13 protein-coding genes are annotated in these 13766 nt (G+C 57.7%); 3 read left to right on the forward strand and 10 right to left on the reverse strand.

Annotated features, from left to right (window positions below):
• Positions 1-294: 294 nt before the first annotated feature.
• The 9 genes from ACW5W7_RS07095 to ACW5W7_RS07135 all read right to left on the reverse strand — a co-directional run bounded on the left by ACW5W7_RS07095 (position 295) and on the right by ACW5W7_RS07135 (position 6473).
• Positions 295-2559 (reverse strand): DUF927 domain-containing protein, encoded by a 2265-nt coding sequence (locus tag ACW5W7_RS07095; RefSeq protein WP_456501243.1) that lies wholly within the window; start codon positions 2557-2559, stop codon positions 295-297.
• Positions 2556-2912: a hypothetical protein gene (locus ACW5W7_RS07100; RefSeq protein WP_456501244.1), complete on the reverse strand. Its 357-nt coding sequence runs from the start codon at positions 2910-2912 to the stop codon at positions 2556-2558. Before ACW5W7_RS07100 ends, ACW5W7_RS07095 begins: the two co-directional genes overlap by 4 nt.
• Positions 2896-3063, reverse strand: coding sequence for a hypothetical protein (locus ACW5W7_RS07105; protein WP_456501245.1), 168 nt, complete (start codon positions 3061-3063; stop codon positions 2896-2898). The genes ACW5W7_RS07100 and ACW5W7_RS07105 overlap by 17 nt, the downstream gene beginning before the upstream one ends.
• Positions 3060-3218 carry a hypothetical protein gene (locus tag ACW5W7_RS07110; protein WP_323939213.1) on the reverse strand — a complete coding sequence of 53 codons (159 nt, stop codon included), beginning with the start codon at positions 3216-3218 and terminating at the stop codon, positions 3060-3062. The genes ACW5W7_RS07105 and ACW5W7_RS07110 overlap by 4 nt, the downstream gene beginning before the upstream one ends.
• Positions 3215-3802 carry an ash family protein gene (locus ACW5W7_RS07115; RefSeq protein WP_456501246.1) on the reverse strand — a complete coding sequence of 196 codons (588 nt, stop codon included), beginning with the start codon at positions 3800-3802 and terminating at the stop codon, positions 3215-3217. Before ACW5W7_RS07115 ends, ACW5W7_RS07110 begins: the two co-directional genes overlap by 4 nt.
• Positions 3786-4388 carry a BRO-N domain-containing protein gene (locus ACW5W7_RS07120; RefSeq protein WP_456501247.1) on the reverse strand — a complete coding sequence of 201 codons (603 nt, stop codon included), beginning with the start codon at positions 4386-4388 and terminating at the stop codon, positions 3786-3788. The genes ACW5W7_RS07115 and ACW5W7_RS07120 overlap by 17 nt, the downstream gene beginning before the upstream one ends.
• 13 nt (positions 4389-4401) lie before the next feature.
• Complete coding sequence (locus tag ACW5W7_RS07125) at positions 4402-4815, reverse strand: hypothetical protein (RefSeq protein WP_456501248.1); 414 nt, start codon at positions 4813-4815, stop codon at positions 4402-4404.
• A 10-nt stretch (positions 4816-4825) separates the two neighbouring features.
• Entirely contained in the window at positions 4826-5026 is a 201-nt protein-coding gene (locus ACW5W7_RS07130; protein ID WP_456501249.1) for a helix-turn-helix transcriptional regulator, read from the reverse strand.
• A 229-nt stretch (positions 5027-5255) separates the two neighbouring features.
• Complete coding sequence (locus tag ACW5W7_RS07135; RefSeq protein ID WP_456501250.1) at positions 5256-6473, reverse strand: tyrosine-type recombinase/integrase; 1218 nt, start codon at positions 6471-6473, stop codon at positions 5256-5258.
• 765 nt (positions 6474-7238) lie between these two features.
• Here ACW5W7_RS07135 and ACW5W7_RS07140 point away from each other — a divergent pair.
• Both ACW5W7_RS07140 and ACW5W7_RS07145 read left to right on the forward strand, forming a co-directional pair.
• On the forward strand, positions 7239-8813 hold the full coding sequence (locus ACW5W7_RS07140; RefSeq protein WP_456501251.1) for an arylsulfatase: 1575 nt from the start codon (positions 7239-7241) through the stop codon (positions 8811-8813).
• 50 nt (positions 8814-8863) lie between these two features.
• Complete coding sequence (locus ACW5W7_RS07145) at positions 8864-10150, forward strand: anaerobic sulfatase maturase (RefSeq protein WP_456501252.1); 1287 nt, start codon at positions 8864-8866, stop codon at positions 10148-10150.
• Positions 10151-10512: 362 nt separating this feature from the next.
• On the opposite strand, the gene ACW5W7_RS07150 is transcribed toward ACW5W7_RS07145, so the two are convergent.
• The gene (locus ACW5W7_RS07150; RefSeq protein ID WP_456501253.1) at positions 10513-11388 is read right to left on the reverse strand and encodes a helix-turn-helix transcriptional regulator; all 876 of its coding nucleotides are present in this window, start codon (positions 11386-11388) and stop codon (positions 10513-10515) included.
• Positions 11389-11675: 287 nt separating this feature from the next.
• On the opposite strand from ACW5W7_RS07150, the gene ACW5W7_RS07155 reads away from it, so the two are divergent.
• Entirely contained in the window at positions 11676-13763 is a 2088-nt protein-coding gene (locus ACW5W7_RS07155) for a TonB-dependent siderophore receptor (protein ID WP_456501254.1), read from the forward strand.
• The last annotated feature ends 3 nt before the right edge of the window (positions 13764-13766 follow it).

Below are 13766 nucleotides of genomic sequence, written 5' to 3' on the forward strand. Positions count from 1 at the left end.
CCCTTTTTGATACGTCCATCTTTGAAAGAGTTTACTATCTTGACTAATACGTCAGATGCCAGAGTAAACATTTAGATCGAGATATCCCTCGACGTAACCAGTGTAACCAATGTGTAACCATTCAATTTTATGTCAGTGGTTACAGCGGAATCTCTTGATACATGAGGCTTTGGTTATTTTTCTGTAGCCATGTAACCACTGTAACCACCATTTTTTCTTCTTTCTTTCACGCGCGCACGTGGAGTGATTATGACCTGAGTATGATGTGGTCTTTATGGTCCCTGTTGGCTAACGCTATTTGTATTCTCGGCTATCATCCTCATCGGTCAATACACGTTCGGTCAGTACATAGACCCTTGATGCCTTACCCATACCCGGCAATCGATAAAGGTGTTGTAACCGATTCTTGTCTTTTCCTGTAAGAATATATCCCGCCTTAAGGCAAAGGCGAGCTGCTCGCTTAGGGTCCTTTCCCCTTGTTATCTCAACCCAGCCAGGGGGTAGAACATAGAAACTCACTCCATCTGATTCTACTTTACGGAAACCCACCATATTTGCCGGGCGATGGCTAGCATCGAACCAATCGGCAAAGCGTGTAAATTGGTGAGCTGTCACGAACCCACGTACTTGCTCTAGGATGGCTGCGTCCTCCTGGTTACCTAGGTGTCCCCGCTCTGCCAACCATGCCTTGAGGCAGACCCTCACTGCCCTGATGGCTTCCCCCTCTGGCCAGCCAGTTACCCCCAATCGGGTGGCCAACTCCCCGGCTGCAGCCACCAGCGCAAACCGGTTGATTGCTCGGCCAACCTGATTACCCGCACCCTTGGGGGTTAATTCTGCTGCCAATTGCTTGATGTCGGCCCTCAGCCGCTCACTGTGCTCATCCATGGATTGGGTCAGGGCTTGGGCATAGGTGCGAAAGGCGGTGCCGTGATGTTCTTCTGAGTTGGCTTTCAGGGTATCGGCAAAGCTGCGGCCTCCATCCATGCCATGTAGCCACTCAAAGGCGCCATGGTGCCCGGTATCGCTGGGGATCTGGATTGTCCGCACCTCCATCCCGGCCTGGGTACTCTTCCCGGCACTGGCGGCATGGTCCTCGAGGCTCAACTCACCTGTGGAGAGGAACAGCAACCGCCAGGCTTTGCGCTCTCTCAGCTCGCCATCCTGCTTGCTGCGGCCCTTGCCTTGGCCGTTAGCCAGCATGTAGGCGGTCTGTCCTGCTTCCCGGCCGTCCAGCTCACCCAATTCATCCAAGCAGAGCAGGGCATCATTTCGCCGGCTGGCAATCCCCTCGATGGCGTTACCAGTGGCCCGCCAAGTTTGGGAATACCGATCCGGGTACCCATAGACACTCGCGGCCGCCTTCATCACTGTCGTTTTGCCGTCGGTACTCTCGCCCTTGAGGTGGAAGCCACCGCCCTCCATGCCTATCAGGGAGAGCAGGGGCGCTGCAAAGGCGAGTGACAGCGCAAAGCAGAGGCGGGAGTTGCCCACGGCCAGCCCTGCAACCCCCTGTTGCCAGCCGGCCAGGGTACCGCGCTCGGTAAAGTCGCTGGCGGTGTAGCCGGCGGTCTGCAAAATGACCCCCTCAGCATCCGGCCCGATGGCGCCCCCTGGCAGCACATAGGCATGCCCATGCCACCCTGTGCGCTCGACACAGGTGATACGCCGCTTGGGTTGGCAACTCATCAGATAGGCCGTCAGCCTGCGCTTATGACTTAGCTCGATGAAGGGGAGGCCCGCATCCAGCAGCGCGGTAAACACCTCCTCACCGTTGCGCGGGACCAGGGCGCGCACCGGCATGGCCCACTGGCGCGTCCGCCCGGCACTGTCGCGCCATTCCAACAAGCGGCCATAGCCGCGGCCCTGCTCGTCAGCGGTTTCAGCCAGTACATGGACGGGGCTGGCAATGGGGATCCACTCTTGCCTAGCATCCTCACCCCGGCCCACAGTGGTCAGGGCACACAGACGCGAGCCCCGCACCTCGAACCCTGCCGGCAGCTCTGGCCCTTCCTCTGGGTTGCCTTTCACCAGATGGAGCGGAGCCACATTGTCTGACCAGGGCACCTCGTCCGATGGAGTGTCTACCGCCAGTGTCTGCTCGAAGGCCACCACATCCACCAGCTGCCAGGGCTCGGCATTCTGGCCCGGGTTACCGCGGTAGAGCTCGGCCTTAGGGGCTTGCTTGCGCAGAGCCACGATCAGCCGCTTGGCCTTCTCGGGGGCCAGGTTGCCGAACTGGTGAACGATGACTCGCTTGGTCGCATCCCGATCGGCCATCTTGTAGAGCCTGGCGCCGTCATCCAACTGAGTGGGCCCCACATACAGCGCCTGCTCCGGCTCCACCTCAGGGTCAATCGGGTTGTCTGTCGCAACCGCCTCGTTGTGGGCGCGCTGCAGGGTAGCCCTGATGCCGGCATCCCTACTGGCTTGCTCACCTGTGTGGATCACGACCACCTGCAGATCATCCAGGTCCGCAAACTTGAGGAAGGTGTCGGCCCGGGATGGTGAGCTGTTTTGATGACCGGGGCCTGAAGCTCCTTGATATACCGCTGTCATTGCATCGCCCTCCGCTTGCTCTCGCTCGCAAGCTCAACCACGGGGTCCTTTCCCTCTTCCAGCATCTGGTGAACGTCGGCGCAGAAGGCGCAATACATCTGATCCACCACCAAGGCGCCCAGCGTGGTCAAAGTCCCGTTCACCACCATGTGCCGCAGCATGAGCAAGGCATCGGCCTGCCCCTGCTGCGCCCCGGCGTTTTCGAGGTGAGCGCCCACGATGTTGTTATGAATGGCCATCGTCAGTGACTCAGCAGCAAGGGGAAGCTGGATCCCCAGGTGAGTAAACACATTGCCCCGGGCGGCCAGGTAGGCCTGGGCTAATTGCTCCACCAGCTTATTTATCTCGGTCATGGCAACCCCCTGTTGCATTGCGCTCGCCTGGTTGTTTCTGAGCCTTGGTCACCCGCTTGAAGAGTTCCCGCAGTACCGCGGGGCGCAGTGGGTTACGTGATAACTCACGCCACATGCGGCCATTCAGGGTGTTGAGCAGTCGATTACTCATGCCAGCACCTCCTGGCAGAGCCCAACCTCAATGCGCAGGGCATCCAGCAAAGCGCTGAACTGCGCCCGCTCTTGGAGACATAAGTCGGTTTGTTCCAGGGCGTCGGCAAACTGCTCGAGCAGTGCCTCTAGGCGGGATGGGGTGGATTGGTTCATGCGGCCACCCCCATGCTCGGGGTGCGGGACATAAACACCAGAGACAAGCCAGGCAAGTTAGCGCGAGCTTGGCGCTCGGTATTGGCGATGACAGAGATAGTGCGGACACGCCGAAGCTCGGCTAAACGGCAGGCGCGAGGACGCTTGATCAGGAAGGTGAAGATTTTGGGTAAGGCAGGGGTGGGGACAGTAGCCATGATGGCAGCCTCCGTAGTGGTCAGATTTTCTCTGCCACCGGAAGACGCCAATCTCCAACTGGTGGCAGCCCGGACAAGGTTGGCGTAACTGGTCACTACGGAACCCAGCGCCCCTTTCGAGGCCCTCGCCCGAACCGCCATAACACTGTAGAGGCCACCGACCAGGTAGGCCAGCAGCGCCCCAAGAAATGAGGATCGAGTACCGACAAAAAACCACGCAAGAGCGTGGGTCGGCTCCGTAGATATTTTCGAGACGCCAATCTCGGCAACGGATTTTGCCGCTGCAAGAGGAATCGTACTCCGTTGGACGTTGTGGGACAAGCCCACCCTTTGGAATTTGGGCAAGGCTTCGCCCTGGGCAGTGAGCCCATTAATGTTTCTGGTCATGGCTCATCCCCAAGAGTTCAGGCTGATATTTACGCCAAAGCTCAGTCTCTTCAGCTTTCAACCGTGCTTTCTCATCCTTGCAAGACTGCAGGGCATACCCTCTCTTGCTCGCCTCCTTGGTGTACTGGGCTTGCCGGCGGCTGTAATCGTTCAGGGTGGAGAATGGAACACCATAGGCACCGGTTTTACGGATAGAGGGGATCACCTCACGGAATACCCAGTTACTGAACCGGTGGGGCAGTGTGCCGGGTGTGCTGGCCTTGCGACTGCGGGCAATCAGCTTGTAGAAACCTGACTCGCATACGGTGCGCATTGTTTGTTTGCCGCCAAGGGAGGGTATTAAACACCCCCCCTTTTCATCACCATCAAGACGGCGCATGGCAACTTTGTGATCGGATATTTCAAGCGCCTGACATACGTCCTTGGCTACAAACCACGGCTCACCGCTGATATTCACAATGCGCACCTTCACGCCTTCAAACTTGATGACGGACATATCGCCTTCTAGGGCTGTGAAATTAACCCCTTGGCTGGCAACTGGCTGAGGGGCGGCCTCAGAAGTTAATCTGCTTTTTTCGATAGTCATATTTGGGACTCCGTTAGGCGGCGGGAGGGAGGGGAGTGGCTGCCAGCGTGCGAGCGCACAGGATGGCGGCGTAGTCATCTGCCAGTGGGGCATCCTGGCGCTGCTGTCGCCAATGGTTGATCAAGGCCACCAGCTTATGGGCTTGATCGCGGTCGGCCAGCCAATAGCGCTTGAAGTGAGTGGTCCCGCCGCCGCTATGCTGGTGCTCAAAGAACGCATCGGTGATAGCTAGCCCGTGGTTTCGACGGAGTAGGCCGATGCTGTTGCGCAAGTTGAGTTCATGCAGACCGGCCAGGCCAGACAAGGCGCTGACGCCTTGGGCTCCCTGCTCCAGTAGGTGGGTGGCGACCAATTCATACTTGGTGATATGCTGACCCTGCTCAAGCTGGGTCGTGCCGTTCGCGGTGCGGCCTTTTTCTTTTTGCATGTCAGCCTCCCTATGCTGCGCTTGCAACTTGGTGTTCGAGCCACTCAATAATGTCTCGCTCCCTCCATGCAACACGCTGAGCCCCAAGCCGGACGGGTTTTGGGAACTGCCCTTTGCTCATCATGTCGTAAATAGTGCTCCGAGACAGACTGGTTGCTGCCTCTACTTGCTGGCGTTTCAACAAGGTTACTTGGCTCAAGTCGATGCTCATTTGCTGATCTCCTGAAACGAAAAAACCCGCACGATGGCGGGTTATGGGTAGGGTAAAGCTGTTCGCTTGCTCGTTATTGATAGCAAGTCGGGGGAAGGGCCTCCATATAAAAAAACCGGCTCAGTGGCCGGGTTCGGAAATGAAAAAGGCCCAATCTCGAGAGAATGGGCCATGATGGGGAAATCCTAACGCTGGAACGATTCGGGGTCAATAGGTATGGTTTGGACAATCAGGCTATCTTGATGACAGCACCCCCAGCGTCATCCGTTACATACTGTCCCCATAGCCCCATTAGCCCACGACGTTTATCTAACACATCTCCTCGCCAGTAGGCAGCCTCGGCCCCCTGTGCCACTACGTGGGCGAGGCACATTTCACATATTTCTCTTGGGTAGTTGGTACGTTCGGCGGCCCAATCTCGGAACGACGATCTGAAACCGTGAACCGTGAATTCACCCATTCCGTGTCGCCGCATACACATGGTGAGCGACATGTCTGACATCGGACGGCCCGACCTTTTGCCGGGGAAAACAAAGGGTGACCCTTGAAGTCGTGACAGGCTTTCAAGTAAGGAGACCGCCTGCTTGCAAAGCGGTACACGGTGTTCTCTCCCAGCTTTCATTCGTTCAGCTGGAATCACCCATTCTTGTCTCTCTAGGTCGATCTCATCCCATGTTGCCTCTAGCACTTCACTGGTTCGCCCGGCGGTGAGAATAAGCAACTCAAGTGCTCGGCTACTCATGCCCTCCACTTTAGCTAGCTGGTTGATGAAAGCTGCGACTTGCCGGAAAGGCATGGCTGAATGGTGCTTTACCTTCCTCACTTTGGAACGCTTGGGCAAAAGTGCGTCCAGATGCCCTTTCCATCTGGCAGGATTCTCGCCAGACACAACCCCCCGGGCTTTTGCTGAATCCCAAATCAATTCAACGCGATTACGGACTCGTGACGCTGTTTCAGTCTTGGTCTGCCATATTGGTTGCAAGACTTTGAGGATGTGCTCAGTAGTAATCTCACCGGGCTGCAGTTTTCCAATCAGTGGGTATGCGTAATGCTCTAGGGTATTACCCCATTGCTGGGCATGCTTGACGCTTTTCCATCCAGCTCGGTGTGCCTGAATGTACAGCTCTCCCAGCTCGCGGAAGGTGATCACTCGCCTTGCCTCATCCTCAGCTGCTTTAGCTATGGCACGCTTCTGACTTATTGGATCACCGCCTTGTTGGGTAATACGTCTAGCTTCGAAGGCAAGGGTCCTAGCTTCTGCCAGATTGACTCCAGGGTATGCCCCGAGCCCCATATCCCGAAGTTTGCCTGCCTGGCGATAACGATAAATCCAAGACGCTCCACCTCCTTTGCCGATCTTGAGGTAAAGACTGTCCCCATCATTAGTCATACCGGGCAGCCCAGCCTTACATAGCCCCTCGACTGTTCTAGCAGTTAGTTTCCCCATTTTTACCCACACTCCTGTTGGTTCAATGGGTTAGGCGATTGCGCTGGGTTACAGCCCATACTGAATCCATAACTCGCCAGCCCATACTTTGGCCCATACTTTAGCGCCGGATTCGGGAGGAAGCTACAGGAATGGTTCGGAATGGTTGTCTTGTATCTATCCGCAATATATAGGGTTTTTCTGGAGTGATAAGGAATGGCTCGGAATCGATATTGGCGGACTGTCTCTCCGCCATTTATCAAACCCAGCCCCAGGCTGGGTTTTTTATTTCTGTGCCCCTGGCCGTTCGGCAATCCGCCTGGTTGTGCTGGCATCCTGAATCGTCAGGAAGCCAGCCAGGGTAAGGCTCCCATTGAAGCCCTCTGCTGAAGCGGTCAGCAGCGATCGGTCATGACGCCGCTACCCAAACCCCACCGGTGACCTCGCCTCCTTGGTCAGATAGACAGGCCGTGGCCGTACTTGCCCAAACTGGTGATCTTTCGGGGCTGGCTGCTTGCCGAAACCGCGGGAATACGCAATGTGCGCATAAGGGGTCAGGACTCTCGATTACTCATTGTTACCAGTGACCTATCGTGCTGAAGGCTTGAGGCTCATGGCTCACGATAAGTCGCGCTTGCATTGAGGTTTTTATCAGCCAGGAAGGGACAGGTGAATGATTTGTGAACCTATAGAGAAGTATGTTACTTACGGCTTGACCCAATCCCTTATAGATTATTAAGTTATCATTGCACTGAAACCCACCCCAATGGACATGGAGTCACTGCAATGCTGAATAAAATTCCATCAAAAAGGACGTTGATTGCCAGCATGTTGACGCTGGCCTTCGGCGCGACGGCGGCCTCGGCGCAGGCCGCGACCACGGCGGCAGAACAAGACAAGGGCAAGCCGAACATAGTGGTCATCTTCGGCGATGACATCGGTTACTGGAACCTGAGTACCTACAACCAGGGCATGATGGGCTACCAGACCCCGAACATCGACAAGATCGCCGCAGAAGGGGCCAAGTTTACCTCCTACTACGCCGAGCAAAGCTCCACCGCGGGCCGCTCCTCCTTCATCACCGGTCAGATGCCATTTCGTACCGGTATGAGCAAGGTGGGCATGCCGGGGGCACCGCAAGGCTTGCAAAAAGAAGATCCCACCATCGCCGAGATGCTGAAAAACCTGGGCTATGCCACCGGCCAGTTCGGCAAGAACCACCTGGGGGATCGGGACGAGTTCCTGCCCACCGCCCACGGGTTCGATGAGTTCCTCGGCAACCTCTACCACCTGAACGCGGAAGAAGAGCCGGAGAATCCTGACTATCCGAAGGATCCCGCTTACCGCAAGCAGTTCGGCCCGCGCGGCGTCATCAAGAGCAGCGCCGACGGCAAGATTGAAGATACCGGCCCACTGACCAAGAAGCGGATGGAGACCGTCGATGAGGAGACCCTGGCGGCCAACAATGACTTCATGGAGCGTCAGGTCAAGGCCAAGAAACCCTTCTTCACCTGGTTCAACACCACCCGCATGCACAACAAGACCCACATCAAGCCGGATCACCAGGGCAAGACGGGTCTCGGGGATTATGCGGACGGCATGGTCGAACATGACGCCATCGTCGGCGAAGTGATGAAGAAGATCAAAGATCTGGGGATCGAAGACAACACCATCGTCGTCTACACCACGGACAACGGCCCCATGACCGCCACCTGGCCGGATGCCGGTATTACCCCGTTCCGCGGTGAGAAGAACACCGGTTGGGAAGGGGGCTTCCGGGTACCCGCCATGGTCAAGTGGCCGGGTCATATCAAGCCGGGGACGGTGATCAGCGACATCTTCGGCAGCAACGACTGGTTCCCGACTCTGGTGGCGGCGGCCGGTGAGCCCGAGATCAAGGAAAAACTGCTCAAGGGCTACAAGACTGCCAAGATGACCTACAAGGTGCATCTGGATGGCTACAACCAGCTCGACTTCCTGCAAGGGAAAGGGGAAGGTCAGCGCAAGGAGTTCTTCTACTGGAGTGATGATGGCGACTTGCTGGCCATGCGTTATGGCCGCTGGAAGGCTCACTTCATGATCCAGGAGCACACAGGTCTGGATCTGTGGAAGTACCCCTTCACCAAACTGCGTACGCCGCTTATCTTCGATCTGGAAGTGGATCCGCTGGAGAAAGGCTCGGACGGCATGGGCTACAACGCCTGGTTCTACGACCGTCTCTACCTGCTGGGCGGCGCCCAGAAATACGCCGCGCAGATGATCCAGAGCTTCAAGGAGTTCCCGCCACGTCAGAAACCGGGCAGCTTCACCGTCTCCGACGTGAGTGCCATGATCGAGAAGGGCAACAACCAGAACAACTGATGTTCGACGTATTCGGGCGGGGACGTTTCCCGCCCGTCTTTAAGGACGATATGAAACACAGCACCACACTGCCTATCAAAGCGTTGGCATCAGCAGAGAAATATGCCGGCAAGGGACCTGCCTGGGTGCGCCGCTTCCATGTGATGGCCAAGCCCACGGGGTCCACTTGCAACATCGACTGCACCTACTGTTTCTACCTGCACAAGGAGGGGCTGCTGCACCAGGATCGCCATAGCCACATGAGCGATGAGGTGCTGGAAAACTTTATCCGCCAGTATATCGACAGCCAGGACGGGGAGCAGGTGGTCTTCTCGTGGCAGGGGGGAGAGCCCACCCTGATGGGACTGGATTTCTTCCATAAAGTGGTCAAGTTACAGCAGCAGTACAAAAAAGCGGGTCAACGCATCGAAAACGACCTGCAAACCAATGGCATCCTCATCGATGACAAATGGGCCGCGTTCCTGAAGGAACATCAATTTTTAGTGGGGTTGTCCATCGACGGCCCGCGCGAACTGCACGACAGATACCGTTTGACCCGCAGCGGCAAGCCCACCTTCGACAAGGTGATGGAAGGGGTGGCCGCCCTCAAGAAATTCCAGGTGCCCTTCAATGCCCTGGTCACGGTCAATCATACCAACGCTCGCTTTCCCCTCGAGGTCTATCGCTTTCTCACCCGTGAGCTCGGTGCGACCTATATCCAGTTCAACCCCTGTGTTGAACCGGTAGATTTTACCAAGACTGCGCCCCAGTTCTGGCACGATGACAGCATCCCGGTGACGGGGAGTCGCCGGGCCAAGCCGGGGGATCTGGACTCCATCGTCACGGACTGGTCGGTGGATCCCGATGACTGGGGGCGCTTCCTCATCGCGGTGTTCGAGGAGTGGGTGAACAACGATCTGGGCCGGGTACAGGTCAACCTGTTCGAGACCGCGGTGGCCCAGACCATGGGAATGCCCGCCCAGATCTGCATCACCTCCGAGTTTTGCGGCAAGGGATTGGCGGTGGAGAAGAACGGCGATATCTATTCCTGCGATCACTATGTCTACCCCGAATATCAGCTGGGCAACATCGCGACCACCAAGCTGGCCCACATGGCCTTCTCCGAGCGCCAGCAGGCCTTCGGGTTTGGCAAGAAAGAGACCTTGCCCGCCTATTGCAAGGCCTGCCCCTATCTCAAGCTGTGCTGGGGGGAGTGCCCGAAGAACCGGATAGTGCGTGCACCGGACGGCGAGCTGGGCCTCAACTACCTGTGTCCGGGCATCAAGGCCTTCTTTGATTATGCCCAGCCCATGGTGGTGGGGATCGCGACCCTCTTGCAGGATCCGTCCTCCAGATAGACAGGCGGCGCTGAGCACAGGAGCAATGAGCAAACGGGGGCCGGGCAGGCCCCCGTGATTTTTCACTCCGCCAGTCAGCTTCTGCTGCCGCTCCTTGATTGATACATGGTGAATCTTCCTTGCCCCATCAACCGGGCTGCGCCAGGGCCCTTTCCACATAGAGATAACCAATCCCCATCACTTGCTGGGCCCGCTTGAGCGAGCCCAGGCGGATACGCGTCTCATTGACAGCATCACTGCAATCGAACGGGTTGGCCCGGCTTGCGGCTACTGGTCCGTGGCGATCGCATGACCATCAGTATCGAGGCTCATGACTAGCCGATGCCAACAGCCCGCTGGTCAGGATGCCCAGGCCTCGCGCTTTAGTGATCCTGCGTGGTGACCGGCGAGAGGGCGCCATCGCCCTGAGTCTGCCGAACGAACTGGTTTGGCGAGAAACCAAACAGTTTTCGAAACGCCGTGATGAAGTTCGCGACATGGGCATAACCCGCGAGCTCGGCGGCCTCTTGCAGGGAGAGGCTGCGCTCCTCGAGTTTTGCCCTGGCCTCCTGCAACTTGCGCTCGCGCAGGTAACGCTGCAGGCTCATCCCCAGCTCCTTTCTGGCCGCCCGTTGCAGGGTGGAGACGCTCATGCCGAGGGCATCGGCGATGTCGGCGAGGGTCATCTCGTCCACCTTCTCATCCATCAGCAACATCTTCAGCCGGGTCGGCTGCTCGCTGTGCCTGAGGCCCGAGATCAGGGCCGCCTGCACAAGGTTGGTCATCAGACTTTCCCACAGGGTGAGGGCGAATGCCTCTCGCATCAGCATCTCGGGGGCATTCTGACTGCTGGTGAGGTTCAGGGCCTCCGCGATCTGGCCAAGGTGCGGTGACAGGGACCAGTCGAAACGGCTCAGGTGATGGTTGAAGATGCGCTCGAAGGAGGCGCGCTGCTTGCCATCCAGATGATGTTCAAGCCAGGGCAGGCTGAGGGAGAGCACTATGCTGCGGCTGCGCACATGGGCTTTGGCCGCGCCCTGCACCTTGTCGGGCCGGGTATAGAGGATGGCCGTGGCGATGATGGGGTCTGACTTGTGAAAGCGGCAGCTTCGCAGGCGATGGGTGGCGCCATAGGTCATCAGGGCCTTGCTCTCGAGGGGGAGGGCGATGATGAGCTGCGGCGGCAGCTCCCGCTCGGTGGCGAAGTCGGCCTTGTGTACGATGTCTTTGTTGTGAAAGAGGATACCATCCTGGATCATCAGGTTTTCCACTCTTCCGGTAAACAGACCCCGTTTTCTAACCTTGGTATCTCTGACCACTGAGTCAGCCATGTGCACGTCGACCATCTGAAACTTTGACCATTTCGAAGTATTAAATGACCACACCGCAAAACTACGGCGGATGATTGGGTGCTATATTAGCCCCCGCAAAATCAAATGAAAATGATTATCATCTCTGTTTGGGGGTCACTCTTACTATGGTTGTCTTTAAGGATAAAGCGCTCAGCCCACTGGCTCTGGCCGTCTCTGCCGCTCTGGCTGTCACTGTGGCTTCCCCCGCGAGGGCGGAAACCGCGAATATCGCACCGGATGAAACAGTCGTTGTCTATGGCAACCCGCTCTACGGGATGGCGTCGTCGGAAGAGACGGGGGGTTACAGCGTCGACTCGGCCACGGTCGGGACCAAGACCCCGGCCGCCCTCAAAGACATTCCCCAGTCGATCACCGTATTGACCAACGACTATATCGAGGAGCGCAATTTCGTCGCGGTGGACGATCTGGCCAAGTACACGCCTGGCCTGCGCACCATGGTCAACGACAGCGGCCGCTCCTCCATCTTCTCCCGCGGCTATGAGTACGATGAGGTGAACCTCAACGGCCTGCCGTCTCCCCTGCAAAGCAAATACGGTACCCTGCCGTCGCTGGCGGCGGTGGATCGGGTGGAGATCATGCGCGGCCCCTCCGGTCTGTTCAACAGCACCAGTGAGCTGGGGGGCGTCATCAACATGGTGCTCAAGCGCCCGACCGACGAGTTCAACGGCTCGGTCACGGCCCGTTATGGCAGCTGGGACAGGCACTATCTTGAGGCGGATCTGGGGGGCGCCCTCAACGAGGCGGGCTCCCTGCGCGGTCGCGCCGTGGTGGCCAACGCCGACATCAAGAACCAGGTCGACTACAACAACAACGACAACGGCACCTACTACGGCACCCTGGAGTTCGATCTGTCGGATCGCACCCTGCTCTCCGTCTATGCCCTGCATCAGACCAAGGACATCCTGCCTACCAACGGGTTGCCGGCCTATAAAGACGGCACCATGCTCGACATCAGCCGCAATACCTACCTAGGGTCGGATGAGGACTTCTTCGACGCCGACACCACGGATGTGGGAGGGACCCTCCAGCATGCCTTCGCCAACGGCGGGGTGGGCCAGATCTCGGCCCGCTACATGGATCACGACATGCGCCTGGAGCAGACCTTCACCAACGGTCCGGTGGATGCCGCCGGCAATACCGGCCTGATGTTCAATGGTCAGGCAAACCAGCAGAAAAATATGGCATTTGATGCCAGCTACAGCCAGATGTTTGGCCTGCTGGGTCACAAGAGCGAGTTTGTGCTGGGTTCTGACTACAAACGCTATGAGTCCGACACCCAGACCTACACCAACCGCAACATCGGCAAGATCAACGTGTTCGACTTCGAGCCGACCACGGTGGCCAAGCCGACCTACAGCTACACCAAGAACGACCATGAAGAGCAGTCCGAGCTCGGTCTCTATGGCAAGGTCACCTGGCGTCTGCTGGAACCGCTGGCGGTGATCACCGGGGCCCGCGTCTCCTGGTACGATCTGGACACCGTCAGCACCACCCTGAGTTCGGGTGCTCAAAGCAGCGAGTCCGGCGAGTTCAACGGCAAGTTTACCCCCTATGCCGGGGCCGTCTATGACCTGACTGACGAGCATGCGCTCTACGCCAGCTACTCCCAGGTGTTCAAGCCCCAGACCAGTCAGGATGAGAGCGGCAACATGCTCAAACCGCGGGAAGGGAGCCAGTGGGAAACGGGCATCAAGTCCTCCTTGCGAGATGGCCTGCTCAACACCCGGGCAACCGCCTTCCTGATGAAGGACAGCAATATCGCCGCCCAGGCCTATGACGATCAGGGCATCGCCATCACCAACACCTATTGGGCCACCGGCAAGGTGGATACCCAGGGGGTGGAGCTGGAGGCGACCGGTTACCTCAGCCAGAACTGGATGGTAATGACCGGCTACACCTTCACCGACATCGAGGAGAAGTCCGGCGATCACAACCCGAAATTCGATGCCATCCCGCGCCACTCCCTCTCGCTGTGGACCGACTACCACCTGGCGGATTGGGTGCAGGGGCTGCATCTGGGGGCGGGGATGACGGCGGTGAGCGATTACTCCTTCAACCAGAAGGGGGTCGAGACCCATCAGGGAGGCTATGCCCTGTTCGATGCGGCGGTGCGTTACGACATCAACGACAAGATGCAGGCGACCCTGAACGTCTACAACATCTTTGACCGTGAGTACTTCTACCGGGTCGGATCCACCAATACCTTCAACATGTATGGCGAACCGGCCAACCTGATGGCAGGTTTCACCTACAAGCTGTGATGA

This window comes from Aeromonas intestinalis, from assembly GCF_054052485.1.